General features: G+C 41.4%; 28 protein-coding genes (1 of these 28 running past the window's edge). 5 read left to right on the top strand and 23 right to left on the bottom strand.

Annotation, left to right across the window (positions count from 1 at the left end; all coding sequences use genetic code 11):
* Positions 1-198: the 5' portion of a SprT family protein gene (locus tag ACCB35_RS01395; RefSeq protein WP_374055459.1), read on the bottom strand. It extends 276 nt beyond the left edge of the window; the window shows 198 of its 474 coding nt (coding positions 1-198); the start codon lies at positions 196-198; its stop codon lies off the left edge, out of view.
* 148 nt (positions 199-346) lie between these two features.
* Here ACCB35_RS01395 and cmpA point away from each other — a divergent pair, with 148 nt between their 5' ends.
* On the top strand, positions 347-460 hold the full coding sequence (gene cmpA, locus ACCB35_RS01390) for a cortex morphogenetic protein CmpA (protein ID WP_156142545.1): 114 nt from the start codon (positions 347-349) through the stop codon (positions 458-460).
* Between the two features lie 91 nt (positions 461-551).
* On the opposite strand, the gene ACCB35_RS01385 is transcribed toward cmpA, so the two are convergent.
* The 14 genes from ACCB35_RS01385 to acpS form a co-directional block, all read right to left on the bottom strand.
* Entirely contained in the window at positions 552-2,720 is a 2,169-nt protein-coding gene (locus ACCB35_RS01385; RefSeq protein ID WP_374055458.1) for a Tex family protein, read from the bottom strand.
* A gap of 595 nt (positions 2,721-3,315) precedes the next feature.
* Positions 3,316-3,912, bottom strand: a complete 597-nt coding sequence (locus ACCB35_RS01380; RefSeq protein WP_044340432.1) for a PP2C family serine/threonine-protein phosphatase — start codon at positions 3,910-3,912, stop codon at positions 3,316-3,318.
* The gene (gene sigB / locus ACCB35_RS01375) at positions 3,912-4,709 is read right to left on the bottom strand and encodes an RNA polymerase sigma factor SigB (RefSeq protein ID WP_044340431.1); all 798 of its coding nucleotides are present in this window, start codon (positions 4,707-4,709) and stop codon (positions 3,912-3,914) included. The genes ACCB35_RS01380 and sigB overlap by 1 nt, the downstream gene beginning before the upstream one ends.
* The gene (rsbW, locus tag ACCB35_RS01370) at positions 4,687-5,154 is read right to left on the bottom strand and encodes an anti-sigma B factor RsbW (protein WP_044340442.1); all 468 of its coding nucleotides are present in this window, start codon (positions 5,152-5,154) and stop codon (positions 4,687-4,689) included. The genes sigB and rsbW overlap by 23 nt, the downstream gene beginning before the upstream one ends.
* Positions 5,154-5,486: an anti-sigma factor antagonist gene (locus ACCB35_RS01365; protein WP_044340430.1), complete on the bottom strand. Its 333-nt coding sequence runs from the start codon at positions 5,484-5,486 to the stop codon at positions 5,154-5,156. Before ACCB35_RS01365 ends, rsbW begins: the two co-directional genes overlap by 1 nt.
* Positions 5,487-5,563: 77 nt before the next feature.
* A complete protein-coding gene (locus ACCB35_RS01360) occupies positions 5,564-6,574 on the bottom strand; it encodes a PP2C family protein-serine/threonine phosphatase (protein WP_374055457.1) in 1,011 nt (336 codons plus the stop codon).
* 10 nt (positions 6,575-6,584) lie between these two features.
* Complete coding sequence (locus tag ACCB35_RS01355; protein WP_034763056.1) at positions 6,585-6,986, bottom strand: anti-sigma regulatory factor; 402 nt, start codon at positions 6,984-6,986, stop codon at positions 6,585-6,587.
* A 2-nt stretch (positions 6,987-6,988) separates the two neighbouring features.
* Entirely contained in the window at positions 6,989-7,345 is a 357-nt protein-coding gene (locus tag ACCB35_RS01350) for an STAS domain-containing protein (protein ID WP_044340427.1), read from the bottom strand.
* Positions 7,342-8,172, bottom strand: a complete 831-nt coding sequence (locus ACCB35_RS01345) for an RsbT co-antagonist protein RsbRA (protein WP_374055456.1) — start codon at positions 8,170-8,172, stop codon at positions 7,342-7,344. The genes ACCB35_RS01350 and ACCB35_RS01345 overlap by 4 nt, the downstream gene beginning before the upstream one ends.
* A gap of 416 nt (positions 8,173-8,588) precedes the next feature.
* The gene (gene ndoA / locus ACCB35_RS01340; protein ID WP_034763063.1) at positions 8,589-8,939 is read right to left on the bottom strand and encodes a type II toxin-antitoxin system endoribonuclease NdoA; all 351 of its coding nucleotides are present in this window, start codon (positions 8,937-8,939) and stop codon (positions 8,589-8,591) included.
* A 4-nt stretch (positions 8,940-8,943) separates the two neighbouring features.
* Positions 8,944-9,225: a CopG family ribbon-helix-helix protein gene (locus ACCB35_RS01335; protein WP_032085355.1), complete on the bottom strand. Its 282-nt coding sequence runs from the start codon at positions 9,223-9,225 to the stop codon at positions 8,944-8,946.
* A gap of 125 nt (positions 9,226-9,350) precedes the next feature.
* Positions 9,351-10,556: an alanine racemase gene (gene alr, locus ACCB35_RS01330; RefSeq protein WP_374055455.1), complete on the bottom strand. Its 1,206-nt coding sequence runs from the start codon at positions 10,554-10,556 to the stop codon at positions 9,351-9,353.
* 466 nt (positions 10,557-11,022) lie between these two features.
* A complete protein-coding gene (locus ACCB35_RS01325) occupies positions 11,023-12,036 on the bottom strand; it encodes an outer membrane lipoprotein carrier protein LolA (RefSeq protein ID WP_374055454.1) in 1,014 nt (337 codons plus the stop codon).
* A 224-nt stretch (positions 12,037-12,260) separates the two neighbouring features.
* Entirely contained in the window at positions 12,261-12,611 is a 351-nt protein-coding gene (acpS, locus tag ACCB35_RS01320) for a holo-ACP synthase (protein WP_044340423.1), read from the bottom strand.
* Between the two features lie 158 nt (positions 12,612-12,769).
* Between acpS and ACCB35_RS01315 the strand changes: the two genes are divergently transcribed.
* A complete protein-coding gene (locus ACCB35_RS01315; protein WP_374055453.1) occupies positions 12,770-13,354 on the top strand; it encodes a rhomboid family intramembrane serine protease in 585 nt (194 codons plus the stop codon).
* Between the two features lie 45 nt (positions 13,355-13,399).
* Here ACCB35_RS01315 and ACCB35_RS01310 read toward each other — a convergent pair whose 3' ends face one another.
* The 8 genes from ACCB35_RS01310 to ACCB35_RS01275 form a co-directional block, all read right to left on the bottom strand.
* On the bottom strand, positions 13,400-14,860 hold the full coding sequence (locus tag ACCB35_RS01310; protein WP_374055452.1) for a PH domain-containing protein: 1,461 nt from the start codon (positions 14,858-14,860) through the stop codon (positions 13,400-13,402).
* Positions 14,850-15,329, bottom strand: a complete 480-nt coding sequence (locus tag ACCB35_RS01305) for a PH domain-containing protein (RefSeq protein ID WP_374055451.1) — start codon at positions 15,327-15,329, stop codon at positions 14,850-14,852. The genes ACCB35_RS01310 and ACCB35_RS01305 overlap by 11 nt, the downstream gene beginning before the upstream one ends.
* A 101-nt stretch (positions 15,330-15,430) precedes the next feature.
* On the bottom strand, positions 15,431-16,393 hold the full coding sequence (gene uvsE, locus ACCB35_RS01300) for a UV DNA damage repair endonuclease UvsE (protein WP_374055450.1): 963 nt from the start codon (positions 16,391-16,393) through the stop codon (positions 15,431-15,433).
* Positions 16,394-16,452: 59 nt separating this feature from the next.
* Positions 16,453-17,418, bottom strand: a complete 966-nt coding sequence (locus ACCB35_RS01295; RefSeq protein WP_374055449.1) for a nuclease-related domain-containing protein — start codon at positions 17,416-17,418, stop codon at positions 16,453-16,455.
* A gap of 325 nt (positions 17,419-17,743) precedes the next feature.
* Positions 17,744-19,270, bottom strand: a complete 1,527-nt coding sequence (locus ACCB35_RS01290) for a DEAD/DEAH box helicase (protein ID WP_299746651.1) — start codon at positions 19,268-19,270, stop codon at positions 17,744-17,746.
* 261 nt (positions 19,271-19,531) lie between these two features.
* Positions 19,532-20,221, bottom strand: a complete 690-nt coding sequence (locus ACCB35_RS01285) for an alpha/beta hydrolase (RefSeq protein ID WP_374055448.1) — start codon at positions 20,219-20,221, stop codon at positions 19,532-19,534.
* Positions 20,222-20,330: 109 nt separating this feature from the next.
* Positions 20,331-21,707 carry a UDP-N-acetylmuramoyl-tripeptide--D-alanyl-D-alanine ligase gene (gene murF, locus ACCB35_RS01280; protein WP_374055447.1) on the bottom strand — a complete coding sequence of 459 codons (1,377 nt, stop codon included), beginning with the start codon at positions 21,705-21,707 and terminating at the stop codon, positions 20,331-20,333.
* An 89-nt stretch (positions 21,708-21,796) separates the two neighbouring features.
* Entirely contained in the window at positions 21,797-22,867 is a 1,071-nt protein-coding gene (locus ACCB35_RS01275) for a D-alanine--D-alanine ligase (RefSeq protein ID WP_044340415.1), read from the bottom strand.
* Between the two features lie 299 nt (positions 22,868-23,166).
* On the opposite strand from ACCB35_RS01275, the gene ACCB35_RS01270 reads away from it, so the two are divergent.
* From ACCB35_RS01270 to ACCB35_RS01260, 3 genes are all read left to right on the top strand, one after another.
* The gene (locus tag ACCB35_RS01270) at positions 23,167-24,354 is read left to right on the top strand and encodes a dicarboxylate/amino acid:cation symporter (RefSeq protein WP_374055446.1); all 1,188 of its coding nucleotides are present in this window, start codon (positions 23,167-23,169) and stop codon (positions 24,352-24,354) included.
* 248 nt (positions 24,355-24,602) lie between these two features.
* Positions 24,603-25,154, top strand: coding sequence for a GNAT family N-acetyltransferase (locus ACCB35_RS01265; protein WP_374055445.1), 552 nt, complete (start codon positions 24,603-24,605; stop codon positions 25,152-25,154).
* Positions 25,155-25,166: 12 nt separating this feature from the next.
* Positions 25,167-26,255: an FAD-dependent oxidoreductase gene (locus tag ACCB35_RS01260; RefSeq protein WP_374055444.1), complete on the top strand. Its 1,089-nt coding sequence runs from the start codon at positions 25,167-25,169 to the stop codon at positions 26,253-26,255.
* Positions 26,256-26,359: the final 104 nt, after the last annotated feature.

The raw sequence follows: 26,359 nt of genomic DNA, 5'->3' as shown, positions 1-26,359 counted from the left end.
TTTAATGATTCCTATTAATTCATCCATACCATGCTCGTCCAAATATTTTCGATTGATATCGATATTATGACTACCCAGCATATACCTTCCTCCGGTAGTTCTTAGTCTGGGGTTGAAGTATGCCTTGTGAAGAAAAGGCTTATGAAAGGATTGATTTGAGATTTTTTCAACAAGAATTTGCAGTTCATCATTTGTCATATAAATCCTTCTTTCTTATTTAGAACATGACAACCTATTATAGCATAAACTAGATATCACCCTTACTGTTCAATCATGACAAACTACTCCAAGGAATGTCATCTCATCGGTTTACCTGGCACTTTCTTAGAGATAAGGAGGTTACCCCATGCCTAACTGGCTTGTGAATCAATTGAGGAGGGCCTATTTCGAAAAGGATCGATATCAAATCAAACTCCTTAATCAATGCTGGTATTTTTACCGAAAGAAGAATTGCTCGTAAGTATGTATATCTATGACAGCTTCCATCATATACTGCAAGAAAAGAGCTGACCTGGGTAGCATTCTCTAGCCTACAGTCAGCTCTTACTTGCTTATTGAACCATCGTCAATGCTACCCTGCCTTTTTGAACATCCACGCCATCAACCCAAACGGTTACGACGTCCCCTACAGACACCACATCTAATGGATGCTTAACGAATCCATGTTTCAGTTTTGAAATGTGAACAAGCCCATCTTGTTTCACACCTATATCAATAAATGCTCCGAAGTCCACTACATTTCTCACTGTACCTTGCAGCTCCATACCTTGTGTTAAATCTTCAAGTTTCAAGACATCCTTTTTGAGAAGAGGTTTAGGGAACTCATCCCGAGGATCCCGCCCAGGGCGGATTAAAGAATCTATAATATCTTTCAGCGTTAATTTCCCTATTTCCAACTCTTCAGAAACCTCTTCTAAATTTAATTGGTTCAAAGACTGTTTCAGTTCATCTGTTCCTATGTCGTTTACACTCAGTCCAACTTTAGCAAGAAGCCTTTTCACATCGCTATAATTGTCTGGATGAATCGAGGTCCGATCAAGTACCTCTTTCCCCTCCATTATCCTTAGGAATCCGATACACTGCTCGTACGTTTTTGCACCTAGTCTCGGTATTTTTTTCAATTGAGCTCTAGAATGAAATTTGCCTTCTTCTTCTCGCTTTTTCACGATATTATTAGCGACAGTTTTAGAGAGGCCCGCTACATATTGCAATAACGAAGAGGATGCTGTGTTCACGTTTACGCCAACTTGGTTTACAGCCGTTTCCACTACAAAAGTTAATGATTCATTTAACTTCTTTTGTGAAACATCATGTTGATATTGTCCCACCCCAACTGATTTAGGGTCGATTTTAACTAATTCGGCTAACGGATCCTGCAATCTTCTTGCAATGGAAACAGCACTTCTTTCTTCAACCTGAAGGTCCGGAAACTCTTCTCTCGCTACATCAGATGCTGAATAAACACTTGCTCCAGCTTCGTTGACGATTAAATAGAAGATGGTTTGATCCATATCTTTTAATACATTCACAACGAATTGCTCGGTTTCTCTAGATGCCGTTCCATTCCCGATGGCTACAACCTCAATAGAAAACTTTATCAAAATTGCTTTGATCACTTCTTCTGCCTTAGCTAGTTGAGTTTGGGATGAATGTGGATAGATCACATTAATATCAAGAGCCTTTCCTGTTTCGTCGATGACCGCCAATTTGCAGCCTGTTCGGAAAGCAGGATCGACACCCAAGACCATCTTCCCCTTCATCGGAGGCTGAAGCAATAACTTCCTCAAGTTTTCAGAGAAGATATGAATTGCTTGATCCTCTGCTTTCTCTGTTAATTCATTACGAATTTCCCTTTCTACCGATGGTTGGATGAGCCTTTTATAGCTATCCTCCACTGCTTCCTTTACAAGAGACACGGAGATGGAGTGAACATTTTTAATGACCTGCTTTTGTAAATAGTTCACAATCCCTTCTGTATCCGGCTGAATAGTCACCTTCAGAACATCTTCCTTTTCCCCACGGTTCATTGCTAAAATACGATGAGGAACTACTTTATGAATGGGTTCCTGATAGGAGTAGTACATTTCGAAGACCTTTTTTTCATCTTCCTCTTCTTTTTTCACCTTTGATTCAATCAACCCTTTTCGAAACGTATAACTTCTTATGTATTCCCGGTAAGAGGCTTCATCGGAAATGTACTCTGCAATAATATCTTTCGCTCCGTTTAGAGCTTCCTCCGTTGTCATTACTTCCTTTTCTTCAGATACGTAGTGAGACGCTCTTTCTTCAAGGTCTCCTGATGCCGGGAATGTAAGGATCCAGTCTGCCAGTGGTTCCAGACCTTTTTCTTTCGCTACGGTCGCTTTCGTTCTTCTTTTTTGCTTATATGGACGGTACAAATCTTCTAGTTTTTGAAGCTTATCCGCCTTCTTAATGGCTTGGGTTAACTCTTCGGTCAGTTTCCCTTGTTCTTCGATTAGCCGAATAACTTCTTCTTTTCTTTGCTCTAGATTTTGCAGGTAATTCCATTTATCCATGATATTACGAATCTGTACTTCGTCCAGTGCTCCGGTCTGTTCTTTCCGATATCGTGCGATGAAAGGGACTGTATTCCCATCTTCCAGAAGTGAAATGACGTTTTTTACATTTTTTATTGATAGGTTCAATTCTTTGGATACTCTGTTAAGTAATGGTTCTTGATTTGTTAATGTTGCTGTCAATTTTATTACCTCCATTGAAAGGATTCTTGTTTATTTTACCATAACTGTCTTTGAGGATTGAAAAGGTGACTTAGCATATAAAATGGATATCTTAATTTAAAATATAGTTAGTAGTGGTTGATTTCCGCTCCAGGTGCTCGCTTTCCGCGGGGCGTGAGTTGAGCCTCCTCGGGCTTTGCCCTGCGGGGTCTCAACTTTCCAGCTCCGGCGGCTAGCCCCTCGAGGTCATAAGCTAAATGGTCCAAGAAGGCAAAGAACGCCTTCCCGGACCATTCATCTTATGCTTGTCGGGGCTGAGCAAGCCGCCTCCGCTTTTCGGACTTTCCCGCTATTCCCGCAGGAGTCGAGCTTTTTCCGCTCCAATCAACTTTCCAAGCATGAGCTACTTACTTACTTACTTACGTACTAGAGACAAGATTAAATACCATATTGATTGGTTGACAAAGCCTTGGCAAATCATGTGATTAAAACCACAATCTTTGCGAAAAGATCCTTACTTAAAGTTCTATTCATCATTATTTAAGTGAATCCCCCTGCCATTGCAGTCAGAGTTTTTTTAATTGGCCTTATAAACAAAAAACTTACCCTAAGTCCGTTAGAGTAAGTTTCCAATAATATATGTTGTATCATCCGATGTACCGTCGACTAGAGATTGGATATCACCTAAAGCGCCATGAAGCGTTGGATATCTTTGAAGGATGTTCTTTACTCCCGATATACTCAGTCCATCTGAGTGAATAAGAAATCTTGAGTTGGAATTATACTGAAATCGTTGAGTCTTATATATTTGCGGCCTTCCGGATAAATATCCTGTAACCGGTAAAGGATAGGTCATCTTTCCTTCAGGTGCATACATATAAAACCTGATATTCCCTACACAGCTATATACAAACTCTTTTGAATGGTAATATGCTTTAATGATCGCCACTGCAGCACCACGTTTTTTCTGAAGAGCTTCATTACAAAGGCTCATTAATGTTTCAACATCTTCGTGATGATTCTCTTCAACTAATTCAACGACAACATGTGACGATTCATAAGCAAACTTGCCGCTACCTAAACCATCGGCTAAAACACAGATAAAGTAATCGTTTGTAGAGGTATAGAAATAACTATCTCCACAATAAGGATTTCCATTTTTCGAAACTTGTTCTGCATAAAGCTCTATTTCATTTTGTTGAAGATAGGCCATTAATAATGACTCTCCGAATCGCTCATTTCTTCCTGAATGGCTTCCCTAAGCTTTTTAATAGCTCTTCTTTGCAGACGGGAAACATGCATTTGGGAAATTCCGAGCTTTTCGCCAGCTTCTTTTTGGCTTAAATTCTCTAAATAAGTGTGTTGTATTATAGCTTTTTCTCTATCGGAAAGCACATGAAGCACTTTCTCAAGGACCAGTCGCTGATTAACTTTCTCGTAGCCCTCGTCCTGGTCTCCCACAATATCCAGTATCGTTACCGTGCTACCCTCTGAATCCGCTTCAATCGAGTGATCCACGGATAACGCTTGATAACTCCTGCCCATTTCCATCGCTTCCAGAACTTCTTCTTCACTAACTTCCAGATACTCAGCAATTTCGTGGACTTGAGGAGAACGTTCCAATCTATTAGTTAACTCTTCAACGGTAGACTTGATTTTTGGTCCAAGCTCTTTTATTCTTCGTGGAACATGTACGCTCCAGGTTTTATCTCTTAGAAACCTTTTGATCTCTCCAATAATAGTAGGAATCGCGAAGGCCTCGAAGGATCTACCGAAAGATTCATCGTACCTTCTGATTGCACCAAGCAATCCTATCATCCCTACTTGGATAATGTCCTCGTGAAAAGATCTTCCCTTTGAATATTTCCTCGCAATGGACTCGACAAGATTTTGGTAGTGTAAGATCAGTTGACTTTGCGCATCATCATCTTGTCTTTCCTGATAGTCTTTTATCCATTGAAGGACTTTTTCTTTTTGGGCCTGCTGGTTAGGTTGAGATAGTTTTTTCATCCCTCTCCACCTGCTCCCCTGATAGGAATTTAGTCATAAAGACTGTCACTCCCTCCTTGTGATGCACTTTTACATCATCCATCAGGCTCTCAATAAGGTAAAGACCTAACCCACCTTCTCTTAAGAACTCGACTGAATGATCGGCATGATAAGGACCAACAGCACTGCGAATCTCTTTGAAATCAAAACTTTCACCGTGATCTGCTACCATAACCTCAAGACGATCTTCATATAGCGCGAATCCGACAACCACTTCTCCGTCATTGTCTTTATACGCATGCTGGACCGCATTTGTGATAGCTTCACTAGTAGCAATCTTCAAATCCTCAATTGCATCGTAGTCGAATCCCATACGACTTGCTATTCCTGAAAGCGTCAAACGAATAACCCCGACATATTCCGGCTTTGCGGGGATCTTCATCTCGATGTAATCAAAAGCTTGCATCATTCCACGCCACCTTCTACCTTGGAATTAATATTCATAATATCCCCTAAACCTGTAATATCAAACAGTCTTTGTAAACGATCTGAAAGTCCGATAAGGTTCAGCTGTCCACCACGTGCCTTTACTGTTTTAAAAAGACCAACAAAAACACCTAATCCAGTACTATCCATATATGATACTTCCGAAAGATCTATTGTCATATCCTTATTATCAGCTTCGGCAGAGGGTTGAAGAGTTTCTTTAAGCTTTGGAGCTGTATATGCATCAATTTCACCGGCTACTTTAACGAGCAGCTCGTTTTCTTTTTCTTTCATATCTATTGATAAGTTCATAAAAAGACCACCTTTTTTAGCAACATTATATTAAGTCTCTACACATTTACCCTATTTATTACAAGAATAAACTTTACTTATGAATTTCTTTTTATGATGATCAGAGTGAAATCGTCTCTAAGTTCAAAGTGCTGCAGTTTCTCAAGTTGTTTGTATACGCTATTGACAATCTCTTGGGGAGGCAGGTGTTTATACCGGCTTATCAATTGAACTAAGTCTTCCCTTTCAATAAAGCCTTCTTCTGAACGACACTCCGTTACCCCATCAGAGAGCAGGATGATCATGTCGCCGACCTCGACCCGTCTCTCGTATTGTCGGTACTTCGCTTTTTTATCTACACCTAATAGAAGACCTTTTGCATCAAGATCCTCAAATTCATTGGTTGCCGCTCTATAAAAAAAGCCAGGTTCATGCCCAGCTGATGAGTATGAGAATAGATGGTCCTTCGAATTGTATACACCGTAAAACATGGTTATGAACATGCTTGCATCCACATTTTGCTCCACTACCCTGTTTAAACTTTCCAGGACAGCATTGGGTTCATTCCGGTATTCCGGCAGGCTGTCCATGGCATATTTGATCATGGACATACAAAGAGCTGCAGGGATACCCTTACCAATTACATCGGCAATGGCAACACTTACGCTATCATTTTCATCTTGAACAAAGTGATAGTAATCCCCATTCATCTTTTTGGCAGGTACACTTACAGCCCCAATATCCAATCCTTCTACGTTAGGAATAACCGTTCCAAGCAGAGTTTGTTGCATATTGGATGCTACATCTATTTCGTTATTTAATTCTTGTTGTTTTGTACGCAGACTTTGATGTTCACGATAAGCAAAGCCGTATCCTATCATGACTTCAAGCAAAATATCGAAAGAGTGCAATACTTGATGTGGTATATCAGGCTCCATTTCTAATATTACACTCTTATGGAGACTAATGATCTCCTCTGGCGAAACATGATGCTCAATTGATTTACGACTAAATTTCTGTCCTAAATAAAGAGCTTTTTCATCTTGTTCGTTAAGATAGTGCTCTATAATTTCTTTATATTTAGAATCCATTAAATCTCTGAAATTCATTTAACTCCCCCTAGCGGAGCCACTTAGTCGCCCTGATATCTGTCCCTTCTCCCGGTACAGACTCAACGTTAAACTCGTCCATTAAACGCTTCACTCCAGGCAAACCTGCTCCTAATCCGCCTGATGTGGAATATCCATCTTCCATTACTTTTCTAATATCCGCAATACCAGGACCTTCATCCAATGCGATAATCCGCACACCTTTTTTCCCGGCATCGAATAACTTTTCTATACAAATCTGACCATAGCCAGCATATAAATATATGTTCCGTGCTAATTCGCTGATAGCCGTAGTGATACGAGCTTGGTCAACGGTCCCGAATCCGAGCTCTTTCGCTACATTCCTCCCTAACTGGCGGGCAGCAACGATGTCCCATTCATTCGTGATCTTCACGCAGGATTGGCTATCCATACCTAGTCCCCCAGTTCCAATTGTAATTTCTCCAGACCTTTTTCCAGATCAAGAGCGGTTAGGACGTCCTCTAACCTGATACCCAGCTCGATCAACGTTATCGCGACTGCAGGCTGGATGCCGGTGATGACAACCTTAGCACCCATTAACCTTGACATGTTTATAACATCTCCAAGAACTTTAGCAATGAATGAATCTATAAAATCTATGGAAGTAATATCGATTACTACTCCCCTTGCACTTGTTTCATGGATCTTGTGCAGAAGATCTTCTTGAAATTGAAGGGCTGTTTGATCATCAAGCTCCCACTGAATGGAAATCAACAAACAATCATGCAGCTTTAAAATTGGTATTCTCACTCTAATCCCTCCGCCGAAACTATTTTTCGATTTGTCATTTCAAGAGCTTTTTCAATCCCTTTTCTTAACGTACTATTCGTACTGAACTGATTTAAATCAATTCCTAAGTTTACAATCGTTTGGGCGATTTCAGGTCTGATCCCTACCAACATGCACTTCGCCCCTACTAATCGAACAGCTTCAGCTGCCTGGATGATATGATGAGCTACCATCGTATCGACTACAGGTACCCCGGTGATATCGATTAACACCATTTCCGCTCTATGCTTCACTACACCGTTTAATAGATTTTCCATTATTAGTCGGGCACGCTCTGTATCAATCGTCCCCACAAGCGGCATCACTGAAATTTTTTCAAAAACGGGTATCAATGGTGCAGACAATTCCTGCAATGCTATTTTTTGAAGAGAAACGGTTCTTTCCCATGATTCTGTATAAGCACCGATTACTTTTTTATTCATCGGAGTTAACCATTTATCGAACTTCTCAACTTGTGCCGCATAGTTTTGATCTGTAATGATACCTTCTTTCATCATACCTTCGTAGACCACTTTACCGAAAGTATTTAAAGCCGACGTCACAAACGTCAGCGGCCATCCCAACCTGACAACCTTTTCAGCGAAATCTTCCAACCGGCTATTGAACTCATTGGAATCCCTTAAGTTAGAAGCAATCATTTCTACAAACTCATGGCTTGTCTTAGTAAAAACTTGATCTGAAACAACTTGAAGAAACTTCTCATCCGCTTCGTTCCTCATTCGTTCCATCCAAATACTAGTGATATCTGATTTATTATTCTGAATATAATCCGTGACTTCACTAAACATTTAGTTCTCTCCATTCTATCATATGAAATTTGAACTTCGTATTTATGCCGAATGATGTAACTCAATTTTAAAGTAGTTTACAACAGTGAGCTAAAAAATGACGTAATTACTTTAATAGTAACAAATAAATACAAAAATGAAAAAACCTATGCCTTTTCGGGTATTTTTATTGCTTACTTTTCCCATTATAAATTGTTTACGGTGTTTTGTCATAAAATTGATTATATTTCCATTATCCATATTCTTCTTTTGGGATTAAATAGTACTATCCTTTACCTTTCGAAAAAAAAAAAAAGCAAAACAAAAAGGCTTAATGATCATACATAGTGTTGATCAGCAAGCCTTCTGGTTTGCAGTATTTTGTCCTTATTGTATAACGTGATAAAAAAAGAATTCACACGATGAAAAAGATTCGATTAAAACTGGATCAGACCCACACTGATTTGCAGGGCGTCATCCACTTTTTCCATCATCTCATCATCCAGGTGTGTAATCTTATCGGTAAGACGTTGTTTATCGATCGTTCGAATCTGTTCAAGCAAGATAACGGAATCACGTTCAAAGCCATAACGTTTTGCATCAATTTCAACATGAGTAGGCAGTTTCGCTTTTTGAATTTGAGCGGTAATGGCAGCTACAATAATTGTGGGACTAAACCTGTTCCCTATATCATTTTGAATAACAAGTACCGGCCGAACTCCGCCTTGTTCTGATCCTACAACAGGAGAAAGGTCTGCAAAATATACGTCACCACGCTTTACAATCAAAGGATTAACCCCCGCTTACTAAGCGTTCGACTGTATGTTCTGCCTCATATTCTGCTTGAATCGCCTCTGAAGCGATCGCGAGATTAATCTTAGCCATTTCCATATAGCCGCGTCTCATAGATTCACGTAATTGTCTCTTCTTACGCTCTCTTAAATACATTTTGGTTGCACGATAAATAAACTCATTGCGATTCACATTTTCTTGATCTGCAAAGCCGTCTAATTCTGTAACGAGCTGTTGCGGTAGACGAATTAAGATTTCTGTTGTTGCGCTGGATTCAGACACAAACTACACCTCCACCAATCACTACATACCGTTTCGTTCATTAACATATTAATCATACCATCAATTAAGGGGAATGAAAAGTTAATTTATCAATCTCTTCTATTATCCACCATATAAAATACTAATTATTCATTAATCTGGTGGTTATTTTCCTCTTGACGGTGAATACCTGATGATAAGAGTTTATTCGATACTTCCGAAGGCTCCCCGTTTCGTATATAGATACGCGGCACTCTCGTGGAGATCATACAAGGGACCTCATAGTTAATGGTATCAAGTTTTCCAGCGATTTCATCCATTGTAATCGCTTCTTCACCCTGCTTGCCTATTAACGTTACATGGGTACCGATTTCAAGGAATTCAGGTAACCGGATCATACATTGATCCATGCATACCCTTCCAACAATTGGAACTCTCTTTTCGTTAACAATGACGTCCTGACCTTGTAATTTACGGAGCCACCCATCAGCGTATCCAATCGGGATGGTTCCAATCCACTCTGCCTCTACCGTTTCATAAGTAGCCCCATAGCTCACTTTCTCTCCAGCTGAAAGTTCTTTTGTATGAATAAGCCTCGAATGAAGAGAAAACACTTCTTTTAAAGGAAAAGGCAGTTCGGGCTTCATCTCTGGAGATGGAGTCAGTCCATACATGGCAATCCCCACCCGCACAGCATTAAAGAGAGTATTTGTTTTCCTTAATGTGGCGGCACTATTTGAAGAATGGATATAAGCAGGTAAAGAGTCCAATTGGTCCAGCATGTGTTCAAATCGGGCCAACTGCTGATCAAGATAATCATCATTTAACTCATCAGCCGTGGCAAAATGGGTAAAGATCCCTTCGAGTTCAAACTGAGAATGAGCTTGAATATACTTCTCGATACCCTTTAACTCTTCTGTAGTCCGAACACCTATCCGGCCCATCCCCGTGTCACACTTAATATGAAGGTTTAATCGATCTCCTTCTGAAAGCTGCTTTTCCGCTTCCACCAGCCACTCCCGATGGAAGGTCGTTAACGAAATATCCAATTCGGACGCGATCCGCACATCTTTCGGTCGCGTAGCTCCTAATACGTGGATGGGAGCTGTAATACCAGCTTTCCTTAAAGAAATCGCTTCGTCCAAAAATGCGACGGCCAAGCCGTGGGCTCCAGCAGAGAGCGCAGTAAGGGCGGTTTGCACATCCCCATGCCCATAAGCATTTGCCTTCACAACCGCAAACACTTTCACATCTCCAGGAATATGCGTTCTAATATTCATTACGTTTTCATACAGATGATCTAGATTGATTTCTGCCCATGTATCACGAAAAAATTGCGTCTGGGTTTCCACTCTGTTCACTTCCTCATATCTTTACACAAAACATTGTCATTCTATTCAAGAATACCATTGATTATTCATATTATCATTCATTGTGTCAAATAGATTTTTTGGAGGGGGATTTCAGGAAAGGGTTCTGCGAGAAGTAATATCTGTATTTCAAAATGGTACGGAGATAGTGGTGGATGGGTCTTGGGAACTTGGTTGATCTGAATCATCTTATTCATTTTCTGGCGATTTCAGACGGCTTTATGCGATTTAATGGCGTTTTTTCACCTTGTAACTTACGATATGAATCATTCATGGGTTCTTTATCTGTTTATTAACGTATTTCTGGATATATTATCGACTTTGCCCCTTTTATTATCGACTTCCCTAATATATTAACGACTGCAAATTTGTACATCCGTCACTTCCCATCATCACATCCGCACACCAAGAAAAGAGGCGAACCCAAAGGCCCGCCCCGTTTATTATTTTATTTCACCATCGAACCTTGAACGGATTGTGCTACCATCACCATCTCAGAAGGAGTCAGGTCATTGGAGGCTAGCATATAATCCACTCCGTTATTGGTCCATCTGATGGATTGCTCTGTCATGGCTGCCACTGTGAAGCCAAGGTCCACTAATTCACCTTTTAGAGAAGTAGAGACCGTCATCGTAGGCACGACCGTTGTTTTCTCTTGTACGATTGTAAAGGATTTTTCCCCATCATAGGTTAAGATCACGCGCTTTCCTGTATCGGTCGCGACTTCTTTTTCTTCTATTAATTCAGTACCCGTGATTTCTGACATTGGGTAAAGAACTGTGAACTCTGTGTCCTCTACATTTGCCGTAACCGGTACTTCAAGCTGGGCACCTGTCATGTTTTTCTTCATGTCGAAGTCTTTTTTATCAAATCCAGCTTTCATATCCATCTTGGAAAACTCTACTTTTACAAGTGGATTTTTATCTGAATCCAATACATTTACGGATGCCGGCGTCAGGTCTTTCTTGTTAAAGGCAATCTCTTGAGTCGGAAGCATCTGACTGTTTTGATAACGTGTCTTCGTGTTAAAAATGTAGTGATCTTTTGTTTCTTTGAAAGTAGCCTCTTTATCCTCTAGTACGTCTTGAACAAGTGATTCATACAAGTACGCCTGACTGCTATTTTCAGGCCAGTTACTTTGGAAGCGGAAGCTTTTGTTCAGTGCCGGCGTAAGGACGAATACTCCCTCATCATTACGTAAAATCATTTGGCTCTGATCTTTCGTAGCGTTCTTTAATGCCACTCGATAATAATTAGGGTCATTATGCCACACTTCCACATCATAGGTTTGAGGCTCATCGCCCACCTGCAGGGTCATCTTCGCATCTGCTTTGTACCCCTTCATATCCTCTACTTTTGCCTTAAGGTCCTTGGTAACATCTTCTTTCGATTTCTCTCCACAAGCAGCCAGCATAAGGACCGCTAACATGGCCATCACTAGTATCACTAGCTTTTTCTTCATTTTTTCAACCCCTTTTGTCCCAGGATATACGTAATTGAGAGAGGGAAAGGCCAGCCGTCTAAGAATGGACGATTCTTATAGAATGCCCCGTTCCTTAGTCCAATTGCAATTCGCCAAAGAACCGCGATTGTTAAACACCTGTCCTTGTCTCTCCTATTGCACTACTGAATATATGAGACAACCTAGGGGATTATGCTAGTGAAGATGACAAGCATGAAATAATTTTACTCTTCTATGATCACCTGTGCAGCCGCGTATTCCCGGCTATGGGTGATGGATAGGTGGGCAGTTGTCCCCTCTGGCATTGAAAAAAAAGGCTTTCCGTTCGGGTCCTTACTGATTTCTATATCCTGAAAGGAGAGCGCTGTTCCGATCCCCGTTCCATTCGCCTTGGCAAAAGCCTCTTTGGCTGCGAATCTCCCTGCTGCGAACTCAATCTTGCGCTGCTCGTTTAATGCATAGAATGCATCCTCCTCCTTAGCTGTTAAAATTCTCTTAACGAATTTTGGCTGCCGTTCAATCATCCTCTTAATGCGACCTGTTTCAACGATGTCCAACCCTATTCCTTTTATCATATGTGGTTCCCCTTCTACTCTTGTCCTGTATTGCATATTTTTATAATGAACGATACTCGTGATTTTCGACGTTTTCTTATAGTATAGTAGTAACTTCGTTTTTTGAAATCTGATTTAGTAATGATATAAAAAGAACAACCTACCTAGGAGGATACAATATGTTTGTCCGGACAGAAAGTTTTTCTCAATTTTTACGGTTCTATCCTATTATTTCCCTGATTGTATTCATTCATATCGCCTTATACCTTGTAAGTGCCCTTCCTATTTTTCCACAGCTGTGGGTGTACGAGCAGCTGGCAGGAATAAATTTATTCATTAAAGAGGGCGAATGGTGGAGACTCATCACCCCCATCTTCGTTCATATGGGATTCGCTCATCTGCTATTCAACTCATTTTCCCTTGTCCTGTTTGGCCCACCCCTGGAAAAACATCTTGGAAAAGTAAAATTCGTCGGTCTTTATTTAGCAAGCGGTGTATTTGCTAATATTATTACCTATCTTATCAAGCCACTTACGTATAGTCATGTGGGGGCATCGGGAGCAATTTTTGGTTTATTCGGCTTTTACATCGCCATGATTATTTTAAAGAATCATTTCATTACAAGAGAAAGCCGTCAAATCATCCTGCCCATCGTCGTCATCGGGGTGGTCATGACCTTCATGCAGTCCGGAATCAACATAACAGCTCATATCTTTGGTTTGATCGGGGGCCTTGTGATTGGATGGATTTCAGGTAAAAAATAAGAAACAAAAGTGACCCGCTAACGAATCCCGGGTCACTTTTATCGATTACACACTATGAGAAAACCAAGAAGCAATGGTTTGGATGTCCTTCTTTTCAAGATCCCGGATCGGACTTGAATAACCGGTCTCTCCAGATTTTATCGTTGTCCTGAGACTGCCTAAGTCTTTTCTCGTTTGGAACCAGCTTTCATGGGTGTCCAAAGATTGTATGCGACTTTTCTTTATATGCATCGTATTTTTCAATACGCCCCTATACTGTAAAGATAATTGGCCATCAGAAATCTTCCAACCCCCGGCACGGTATTGGAAGTATCCCAGAATCCCGAATGGTATCATCAACAGTCCGACCCAAAGACCATATGGCCAGTAAAGAAAACAGGCGACAGCGGTCGGAATCACAACCCAGATTGACTGTCGGAACACATATCTTCTCAAGGAACGCCCGGGTAGCCTCTTAAACTCATCATGGATGACGTAATCTGGAAATAAGTCTTTTAATAACACCGGAATCCTTTTCTTTTTAACAATCGGGAATAACTTTATACTCGTACTGTCTTTCTCCAACACAGATCCACCTGCATTTTCAATGTGGACGGTGCAATAACCCAATAATTGCCTGATTGGATTTTCCACTACCCGGATCCCTTGAACACGATTTAATGGAACCGTCACCTGCTTCTTCTCCAGAAGCCCTCTTGTCATGACAATATGATCATCTACAATTTTAATCCTGAAATCACCATAAATAATGAATGTCCAAGCAATCGACAATAACCAGGCAACAAGCAATCCCAAGAAGGCCATCACCGAAACGACAAACACGCCGCTTTTCACAAAAACAGCCAGCTCCTCATAAACGGCTTCGTACGGAATGAACTCATTAAATTGGGATAAGAAAACAAACACCCCGGAAATGATGACCCCGATCCCGCCTGAAGTCGTGGCAAGCACCCAAATGTCTTTTGAACCGAGGTTGAAAAAGGGTTCTTCATCCTTCAAAACCTTCGTATTTTCTTCCGAAAGATTCCCGGTTACGTCATGCCCCTTCTTCTCCCGATAGATCATCTCCTCTAACTCTAATGCTTCTTCTTTTAAAATAGCTGTCAGTTCCGCTTCCGATTCCCGCGGATTCGAAGACCCGGCCGTTTCAACCTTCACCTTGACCAACCCAAAAGGACGATGAAGAATCCCTTCAGAGAAATTCAAACTCTGAATCCGGTCAATGGGAATATACCTCTTCTTTTTCACGAATAGTCCGTATTCGATCCGCAGCTCCCCTTCTTCTACTCGATACGTAAACCGAAGCCACTTCACAATCCCTGTGACCAGAACGAACACAAGGACTGCCGCCATGGATATAACAGGCATATAATCCCAAAATCCCGTCTTCTCTCCCCGGTTATTCAATACAATTAAAAAAACAAAGGGAACGATCAAATCCTTCAACTGCTTTACAAAATTAGCTACAGCTGAAATAGGGTGCAGTCTTTTGTGCTCAGACATCATCTTCAGCCACCCTCGCTAGTTGTGAAATGGAGTTTCTCAAACCATCCGCTTCCTCCATATCCAATGCGGGAATCTCATGAACCGTCGCTGCAGTCGAAATCGTGATCGTCGCTAACCGATACTTTTTTAAAATAGGACCCTGCACCGTATCAACATGTTGAACCCTCACCATCGGCACCAAAGTTCGCTTCACTATAAATATCCCTCTTTGGAGCTCAATTTCCTGCTCCCTCACTTCATATCGCCATCTCTTCCATTTGATCGTTGGAATAAAGAAAACAAATAAATATGTAAATAGAATGAATATGCCAACTGCAACTGCAATGATCCATTGAGGCCAATCAAACAACACGGTAAGAACAATCGCTCCTGCTGCTACAACTGTCACAATCAATGTTTCAAACACGCCATATATCTTCCAAACCTTTAAAGCCTTTGGCGATATTTTCTTTTGAGGCTCTCCAATCATCCCCATCCCCCTCACTTATCTCTTTTACTAAATCTTACAGTATATTTACGATTTGGAACAGAGATGGTTTCAGATAAAGGAGAAAGCTTTGGGAGATATGCCTATTTTAAATTAAACGAACTTTTATCCACCCACTCAATCCCATCAGTCCCTTGCAGCTCCTCCACTAACCGGAACAATGCGTCATCCTTCTTCTTCGCTTCTATCATACAATCAATTTCATCCACCGAACCCTTTATGCCTTGAAGAAAATCAAGGAACATCTTAGGGTCGATGAAATCGGCATGGGCTTTGTAATCTTCCCGGGAGCGAGGACTGGAAATATGCATCTTCACAGGTAACGATGACTGGCTCCACGTTCCAACGATCCTCTCCCAATCCAACAACCAATCCCTTTCGTTATAAGCAAGATGATGGTGGTAATCGAACACATGGGGAATCCCGATCTTTTCGCATAGATAGAGGGCATCAGCTGCACTGAAAACCGTATCATCATTTTCAAGAATGATCATTTGTTGAAGGGAAACAGGTGTCAGCCCCCAATTATGGATGAATTGCTCAAGCGCTTTTTCTTTATCTTCATAAGCCCCGCCGACATGGAGAACACAGCGATGGGTAGGATCGATTCCCATCCCTTTTAATAATGCCTCATGCATCTTAAGTGTTTTAAGCGTGTTCTTCAACACATCCACGTCACTTGAATTCAACAGTACAAAATGATCGGGATGAAAATCCACACGCATGGGATGAAGCGTTAAATACTCTTTAATCGCATCCAGTTCAGGTTTTAAAGGGGAAATGAAATCCCATCCTTTCAATTCAGGATGATTCGCAAGAGGGATCAACTTTGAACTGAACCGAAAAAAATGGATCTCATTAAGAACATTATGCTTTAAAAGCCGCAGGCAGTTTTCAAGATTTGATTTTGCGATCCGTTCCAGTTTATGAATAGCTGCCTCACGATCCTTAATTCCCGAAAACTGCTTATAGGTCATGGTTTGGGAAGGTGATGCATTCTGGAGGTTCATGCTCATGGCAACATAGCCTAACTTTACGAGTGTCATGTGGGGTGGACTCCTTTTTGGGGTTAGTATGTGCGGAATGGGGGGATTTGAGTATAGCTTTATTTATCCGGATTAATGTAGAAAGCTGCTTTTTTTTCTCCCTGCATATCTAAATCTTTTAACATTTTGTATGCCGTTGTCCTAGATGGAACGTGGATAAACTCTCTTAACTCCTTATTTGTTATGTGCTCATTAATTAATAAGAAGTAATCCCGAATTGCTTTCATATGACCATGTTTAGATGACGCACTGCATTTGTTGCAAAACCAGGAGGCTCTAACCCTTGTCATCGGGATGTGATGACAGTTTTCACAGCGCACACCTGTCATAATATCATTCTTAGAAATACCATAGGTCGGGAAGATGTCCGATTCATTTTCTTGATGATCTTTTAAAATGGTTCTTCTCACTTTTGAAATTTCTTTATCGTTAATGATTTCTTTTACACATGTCTCGTTTAAATCTTTAATCTTATCTATAATATTCTGAGCGTGAATGATTTCTCTGTATGGAGAGTCAGCCGGTGGGGTTTCGGTAAAATGTAAGATGGTGGACGGATTACTGAATACAACAAGGTGTTTAATTGGTGGATACTTCAGTTTATGAAGACTGAACCATTTTTGGAGTAATAATGTTTGTCTTTGGACTTGGGAGACAGGGTCGGGAAACCCTTCCGTTAGTCCCTGATAAGTTCGGGTGAGCTGTCTGATTAAAGGATCAATGGTAACAGTTCCAGAGATATTCTTAACTTCAATAATTAAAATATAGAAGGGGGTCAGGACGAGAAAATCGATTTGGAAGTACTGAGAGAAAAGAGGGATTCTAATATCATAAAAGATTTTGTATTTCTTGTCTTTCAAGAAGCTTAGGTGGTAGTAGACAGTTGCCTCCCCATTGTACCCTGCTTTTCTTTTCTTTAGGTCCTTTTCTATTAAGGGAATTATGGGATGATTAAGGGGCAGGCGCCATAGTAATGCTTGGGATTTTTCAATAATGATGGGGATTTTGAGTTCTTTACAGATCAAATGACCACTCTCCTTGAAGGTTTTGCTTAATTAATTCGCCACTCCTATGGAAAGTCCTTCTTTTGTTGAAAATTAGATGGCGGATAACTCGCTTAGGAATCACTTTCCTCAATTATGCGTCAATTTATTATTTTATGCGTCGTTTCTGAGATTTATGCGTCGTTTATTGATTTTATGCTTCGTTTTCGAAATTTATGCGTCGTTTTAACTCGTTTATGCGTCAAAGCTAAATTCCAGCTCGGTTATATCAACACAAGGACCTACATAACTAAAAAAACACGACAACCCAAAGGTCATCGTGTTTCCAATCCATTCTCAATCAAAATCAAGAATTGTTATAAGATTTACGTTTGCTTGAAGATTGTGGTCTGCCGCCGCCAGTACGGTTGCGATCTCCGCCACGGCTTCCGCCTCCGCGATTTCCACCGCCGCTGCGTGGTGATCCACCACGACTTCCGCCTTTACCACTGCGTGCTCCACCTTTGTATCCACCGCCGCGATTTCCGCCGCCACGATTTCCACCACCTCTTGATGGTAATGGACGCTCTTCAGTAATTTCAACTGGTGTTGTATCCGGCTCTTTCGTCAGGACACGGATCGCTGCTGCAACTGCTTGAACAGGATCGTGGTCTCCCAGGAATTCTTCTGCTAATGGATAGTAATCCTTAAGATCGCTTTCTTTCGCCGCTTCAGCTAATTTCTCTAGAGCTAAGCGTTGTTGACCTTCAAGGGCTTCGTTTAAGCTAGGTGGCTTAAGAGCCGTCATTTTCTTCTTCGTTGTTTGTTCAACGATCTTCAGGTAACCCATTTCTCTTGGAGTTACAAAAGTGATGGACATACCTTTCTTACCTGCACGACCAGTACGTCCGATACGGTGAACATAGCTTTCAGGGTCTTGAGGAATATCGAAGTTGTAAACATGCGTTACGCCGGAGATGTCTAGTCCACGAGCGGCAACGTCTGTTGCGATCAAGATGTCGATGCGCCCTTCTTTGAACTTCTTAAGAACAGTCATTCGACGAGCTTGAGATAGATCTCCGTGAATTCCTTCTGCAAGGTAACCGCGGATGCTAAGAGCTCTCGCTAATTCGTCTACTCTGCGTTTTGTACGACCGAATACAATCGCAAGTTCCGGTGATTGAACATCGATCAAACGGGAAAGAGTATCGAATTTTTCTTTTTCGCTTACTTTCGTGAAGTATTGTTCGATGTTCGAAACCGTTACTTCTTTTGATTTCACTTTGATTACTTCCGGCTCTGTCATGAAACGATTGGCAATGCGTCGGATCGGATCCGGCATTGTTGCAGAGAATAGAAGTGTCTGTCTTGTGCTTGGGACAGTCTCAAGAATGCTTTCGATGTCTTCGATGAAGCCCATGTTCAGCATTTCGTCTGCTTCGTCAAGTACTAATGTTTCAACGTTTTCAAGGTTGAGTGTTTTACGTTTGATATGGTCAAGTAGACGACCTGGTGTACCTACGATGATATGAGGGTTCTTTTTCATCGCGCGGATTTGACGTTGGATGTCCTGTCCTCCGTAGACAGATAACACGCGGGCACGCTTGTCAGCTCCGATACGATATAACTCTTCAGAAACTTGGATGGCAAGTTCACGAGTTGGTGCAATGATAAGAGCTTGAACGTTTGGATTTTTCACATCGATCTTCTCGATCATAGGGATACCAAATGCTGTTGTTTTACCTGTTCCAGTTTGTGCCTGACCGATAATATCCTTGCCTTCTAAACCGACTGGAATCGTACTTGCCTGAATTGGTGTTGCTTCTTCAAAGCCCATACGTTTAATTGATTTCAACGTAGATGCGCTTAAGTTTAAATCTGCAAACTTAGTCAATGTTACATTCTCCTTTAATTTACATCTTTTATAACTAATCAATATCTGATTATATTTTTAGGTCGGAACGAAATCTTACCCACCGAAAGACTTCGGTATCTAATCTAAAACCGTCTATATGAGATGTTTAGTTTTATGTTTGGTACAAAAAAATACACTCTTCAAAATAGAAGAGCTAGCACGTCCAACAAAATAAGAACTATGTTGTAGCTATGTTACCACTTCTAGAAATGAATTTCAATCTAATGTCAAATAGTCAATCTATTCATTTAGTAGGAATTGGTAGATCTCCTCAAAAAGTTTGTGCTTATCTTCACTATGACAGATCAAGTGTTTTGCTTTAGGGGAATAAAAAAGGTTTTTTTCTTGGGAAGAAATAGTCTCGTATATATATTTTGCAGCTTTAGGGGGGACTATTCCATCAATCTCTCCTTGGGCAATAAAGGTTGGGATGTTAACCTTTTTCAAGAGTGGACGAGCAATACGAACGACCTTTCTAAATTCGTATGTGGACAGAATTGGGGTTTTGGTCACCTTCCATTTGTACCGGTTGTACAGCTCGTTTTCAATCAGATTTCCTTGAATTCCTTCTTTGATCATATTTCCAATATCTTTCAGTAGTTGCTTCACATTTACATAATAAGCTGCCTCGCTTAAAAGTACGAGCTTATTGACTTCATATTTTACTGAAAGATACGAAGCGATCAACCCGCCCATAGAGAAGCCGATTACGTAAACCACATCGCATTTCTCTATAAGAGCCTGAAGTTCTTCCTCAGCATGCTCGATCCATTCAATATGTTTGACCCCTTTCAGTTCAAGGGTTTCACCATGACCAGGCAGAGTTGGCACAACGATTTCCCAGTCTGTTCTCTCTTTAAGGAAATCTGCCAGAGGCTCTACTTCAAAAGGGCTCCCGGTAAATCCATGGATTAGTAAACAACCGATCATGTTATCCCCTCTTACTTTTCAAAAGGTAGGGAGCGAGCCAATCTCCCATCATCTACAAGCTCATTTTGTTCATTTCTATAAAGGTTTAAACTTGGATGTCAGAATAAATTCAGGCTCTTAATCCATCGATGACTTCTTCAAGTTTCATTCCCCTGGATGCCTTAAATAAAACCAGCTCATCCCCTTTAATGAGGGAGGACAGCTCTTTTGTCAGGCTCTCTTTATCTATAAAAGAGTGCACACGGTCTTCAGGGAAATTCTCAAGGACACCCTTGCCTATAAAGGTTCCTAAATGTCCAAATGTAAATACATGTTGGATTTTATCCGGATCAATCAATCGCCCGATTCCCTGATGAAATTCTTTTTCCTGATCGCCAAGTTCAAGCATATCACCAAGAACCAGGATTTTTGTCTGGAAGCCCTCAAGCTCTGATACAAGCTGAATCGCAGCTTTCATGGAGGTAGGGCTGGCATTATAGGCATCATTGATGATGCTTTCGCCTTTCTTCCCTTCCACCATTTCCATTCTCATTTGGGTGAGCTTTAACGACTGTAACCCTGCTTTCATTTCATCCACACTCAGACCAAATTCACGGGCGATGAGAATGCCGGCTAAAGCGTTATGGATATTATGGATCCCTAACACGGGAAGAAAGAATGTTTCTCCTTCAGCTAACGAAGTTTCAAAATAACTTCCCTGGTTATTCATCTCGATTTTTGTAGGATAAATCGTATTATTTTCGCTTCTTCCGAAGGTTTCAACATGTTCCAGATTTAATTCTTTTAGTCCGTCTTGTAACAGTGGTTCGTCTCCATAATAAGCAAATAAACCATCCGACTTTAGTCCCTTCACAATCTCCAGCTTGGCCTTGGCAATTCCTTCACGTGAACCCAGGTCCTGAAGATGTGATTCTCCAATGTTCGTGATGATGGCAGCGTCAGGCTGAGAAATCTCTGATAGAAGTTCAATCTCCCCGAATCCGCTCATGCCCATTTCAAGCACAGCCACTTCAGAATCCTTAGGCAGAGAAAGAATCGTTAAAGGAAGACCGATGTGGTTGTTATAATTCCCTTGTGTTTTATGAACCCGATATTTCACTGATAAAACGTTTGCCACAATATCCTTGGTCGTTGTTTTTCCATTACTTCCTGTAATGCCGACTACCTTTAAATCCAGTTCATGTCTATATTGATTCGCCAAGGACTGAAGGGCAAGCAGTGGATCTTCCACCACAATGACCGGGATATCCTCAGGAGGATTAGGGACATTGATATCCCACAATGCTGCAGAAGCCCCATTGTTAATTGCCTGACGGACAAACTTGTGACCATCTACGTTTTCCCCTTTAAAAGGAACGAACAGATTAGCGTCCTCAATCTTTCTCGTGTCAATGGAGACACCTTTTACCACAACCGATTCGAATTTTGAAAGATCATTTTTTACATCAAGCATGGTACATATATCTTTGATTTTCTTCTCAAACATTTGCTTTCTCCTTTTACTCTTTTTAATAAAAACAGAGCAGGGACTGCCTTTAGACGGTAAATCCTCTGGTCAGTCCCAAATATTGAACATTACATCGTATGTTTAATTGTTTGTTTGTCTTGATGACGTTCTAAGCCAAGCTCCACTAATTTACCGATCAGGGTAGGATAGTCAACTCCTGTGTGTTTCCAAAGAAGCGGGAACATACTGAATGGTGTGAAGCCAGGCATTGTGTTGACTTCATTCATATAAATTTGACCATCTTCTGTCAAGAAGAAGTCCGCACGCACAAGTCCTGAACAATCAAGGGCTTTATACGATTGAATCGCGATTTTCTTCATTTCATTGTAAATGCTTCCTTCTACTTCTGCAGGGATGATGAGGGCAGTATCTCCATCCTCATATTTCGCCTTATAATCATAGAAATCTTTTTTAGGTACGATCTCACCTGCTACCGAGCATTCCGGTTGATCATTACCCAGTACGCCAAGCTCGATTTCACGCGCTTTCACGCCTTCTTCAATGATGATTTTTCGGTCGAACTGGAATGCTTCCACGAAAGCCGTTTGCAGTTCTTCACGAGACGTACATTTGCTGATTCCCACTGATGAACCTAAGTTGGCAGGCTTTACAAAACAAGGGTAGCCAATTTCATCTTCCACTTGTTTGTATGCGGCCTCGGGATTTCCTTTCCACGTGCTGCGGATGAACCAAGTGTAATTGACTTGGGGAATGCCCGCTTGCGCAAATAGATTCTTCATGATGACTTTATCCATACCTGCTGATGAAGCAAGGACACCGTTTCCTACATATGGAAGATTCAATAGTTCAAGCATCCCTTGAACCGTTCCATCTTCCCCATTCGGTCCGTGCAGTAATGGGAAGATCATGTCGTAGCCTTCTGACTCTGAAGGTGCAATGGATGTACTCAAGGCATTAGGAGCAATCTCTTCCCCATCCATAAATTGTAATGCCTTCACATCTTCAACGGGGGCATTCAGTTGTGGACCTTTGATCCAACTGCCTTCAGTTGAGATGAAAATAGGGTGAATTTCATATTTATTTAAGTCCAGGGCACCGATCACGGCCTTGGCTGTTTGCAGGGATACATTATGTTCAGCAGATTTACCACCGTACAGTAAGCATAACTTCGTTTTCATGTATGAGTTACCTCCAATATTAACAATAGATGTTTCTATTTTATCACTTTCATGGGAAAGGGAAAGAATGATTCCTATGGAAAATTAAAATTACCACATTTGTCTTGATTCGAAAGACATTTAAGTCAAAGCCCATTATATATGTATGCAAACCAAAACTAGTCTTGCGACAGGGAGTCATCATTATTATTCTGAATACACTTAAAATTGCGCCTATTAATAATGGTATTAAAATATCACACAATAAGGTGTATAATCCCCCTATTAAAAACATTTGTATTTTCAAGGAGGACACCCAGATGAGAAAGCTTGGTTTACTGCCTAAGATCCTCTTAGGTATTGCTTTAGGTATTGTGATTGGAGCATTTGCACCAGAGTGGTTCGTTAAAATTTTCGTAACGTTTAATGGATTATTCGGTAATTTCCTAGGATTCGCTATTCCATTAATCATTATTGGATTTATTGCCCCAGGAATCGGGTCCATGGGTAAGGGAGCAGGTAAGCTACTTGGTTTGACCACAGCACTCGCATATGGTTCCACGGTGTTAGCCGGCTTACTCGCCTTTGCGGTTGCCAAGTCTATTTACCCAACTTTACTCGCAAATCAAACTTCTCAATCATTTGAAAATCCGGAAGAAGCTCTGCTCAAAGGGTTCTTCACAGTGGAGATGCCCCCTATTATGGGCGTTATGACGGCACTGCTCATTGCCTTCACGATCGGTCTTGGAATGGCAGCCATTAAAGGGGACACACTTCAAAAAGGGATGAACGAATTTAGAAACATCATTGAACTTGTGATTGAAAAAATCATTATTCCACTCTTACCGGTTCATATTCTTGGGATTTTCGCAAACATGACTCAAGGTGGACAAGTCAGTGCCATCATGTCTGTATTTGCTAAAGTATTTGTTATGATCATTCTCTTACATGTAGTCTTCTTAATTTTACAATATACAACTGCCGGGACTTTAAGAAAACAAAATCCCCTTCTTATGATGAAGAACATGCTGCCAGCTTACTTTACGGCACTGGGAACTCAATCTTCGGCGTCTACGATTCCCGTAACCCTTGAGCGCTCAAAGAAAATCGGTTCCAGGGAACGTATTGCTGATTTCTCTGTACCTCTCCTGGCAACGATCCATTTATCAGGTAGCACGATTACCCTTGTCAGCTGTGCCATGGCGGTCATGTTCATTCAAGGAGAAGCCTTACAGTTCATTCAGTTGTTCCCATTCATTCTGATGCTTGGCATCACGATGATCGCAGCGCCTGGTGTTCCAGGTGGAGCTGTAATGGCTGCCCTGGGTTTACTTGAATCGATGTTAGGGTTCGGACCAACGATGACATCTCTCATGATTGCCCTCTACCTTGCACAAGACAGTTTTGGAACTGCGTGTAACGTAACGGGTGATGGTGCGATCACATCGATTGTGGACAAGCTTACACAGAAAAAAAAAGCACCTCTTTCTAAAATAAAAGCAAGCTGATACATGGAGGTCCGTCCCTATTAGAGGGACGGACCTCTGTTTTCATGTTGAAAGGCTCACTCGCGAAGACGGTTTCCCCCGCAAGTGACCGTTTTGACGGGGTGACCACCAAATACCTCGAACTCCTTCCTACAACAGTGCTCCTTTTCATACACCGGCACCCTTTCTTTTTTATTGGATTAAATGAGCCTGCTCAATGCCATTTTCTGTATAATGAAAATACAAACATATAGAGGAGTGCTCATAAATTGAAAATAAACGGTCAGCGTGTAACACTTAGAAAAATAGAAGAAAGAGATCTCCCTACTTTATGGGACTATCTTTATGGGGACCCTTCTCCGGAATGGAAGAAATGGGACGCCCCTTATTTTGACCACAAACGATTAACACGTGACGAATATTACGAATCATCCATAAAAAACAAAAGTCGAAGCGATGAATTTCAACGCATCATTGAAGTAAACGGTAAGACCATCGGAACCGTCGGATACTATTGGGAATTCGAACCCACAAGATGGCTTGAAGCCGGCATCGTGATTTACAATCCCTCTTATTGGAACGGCGGCTACGGAACTGAAGCACTATCCAAATGGGTGGACCACCTTTTTGAAACGAAGGAAATCGGACGTGTCGGCATCACGACATGGTCAGGGAATGAGCGGATGATGAAAGCGGCAGAAAAAATCGGGATGAAGCTTGAAGGTCGTATGCGTAAATGCCGTTATTACAATGGTGTTTACTACGACTCTATCCGTATGGGCATGATCCGAGAGGAATGGGAAGAAATACGTTCTCTATAAAGGAGATTCATTATGAAAACAATCATCTTGGTCGGTGGCGGACACAGTCACCTGTACTGCTTAAAAAAACATATTCAGAAACGTGATGAAAACGTAAAGTGGATACTCATTTCCCCTTCTCGGCATCAATATTATTCAGGAATGTTCTCTGGTTACACGGAAGGAATTTATCCGTTAGAGGAGACTCGGATTGATTTGGAGAGATTGTGTGAGGAAGCCGGGTGTGACTTTGTCGCAAGTGCCGTTCTCTCCATCGATCCTGATCAACAACATCTTTTAACGGACAAAGGCGACATCTTCACCTACGACTTCGTTTCATTCGACATTGGCTCACGGAACGACTCAATGGAAATCGAGGGCTTACATGAACACAACCTTCCTATCAAACCAAACTATCGTTTCCCTGAGCAAATAGAGAAACTGCATAACAGCAGGAAAACCGTCTTTATCGGTGGTGGTGCAGCGAGTATTGAAATGGCCCTGTCATTGAAGGCATGGAAGGTGGACAACGGTTATGGGGATCATTCTGTATCTGTTGTTCACTCTTCTCCTCTGTTAAAAAAAGCAGGTTCCTTCTCATCGAAAAAAATAACTGAGGTTGTCTCCTCTAAAGAAATTACCCTATATGATGGCCACGTGGAAAAAGTAGATGGCACCCATGTGTTTACTGAAGACGGAGCAAGTATCGACTACGATGAAGTCATCTTCTTAGGAGGACCTAAAGCCCCGCCACTATTCGCGAGCAGTATTTTACCGACAGATGAAAAAGGCTTTCTCCTGGTGAACAGCTATCTTCAATCCGTTGAATACCCGAACGTATTTGGAACGGGGGACTGCGCCACTTTAAAGGACTTTCCGGATGTACCGAAAAATGGGGTGACAGCTGTACGCCAAGGACCCGTCCTTTGGAAAAACCTGAACGGAGCAGCGGCTAAAGGTAAAATCATTCCTTTTGAACCCCAGAAACGATACCTGGCAATCATGTCGATCGGAGATAAAAAAGGCTTTCTGACATACGGATCGTTTTCGTTGGTCAGCAGATGGGCTTGGCGTTTGAAGAATTGGATTGATGAGCGGTTTGTGGGTCGGTATGGTGGGTGATGGAGTAGGGTAGGTTGTTTGTAGTAACGATTGAAGGGAGATTCGTGGACTGGAGTATTTTGAGAGCAGTCTTTCTGGATTCCAAGTGGAGAAACTTCCAAATA

This window comes from Rossellomorea sp. FM04394 (genome assembly GCF_041889765.1).
In the GTDB taxonomy this organism is placed as follows: domain Bacteria; phylum Bacillota; class Bacilli; order Bacillales; family Bacillaceae_B; genus Rossellomorea; species Rossellomorea aquimaris_B.
Note: the sequence above shows the minus strand (reverse complement) of the source record. Positions and strands in the feature narration are given on the sequence as shown.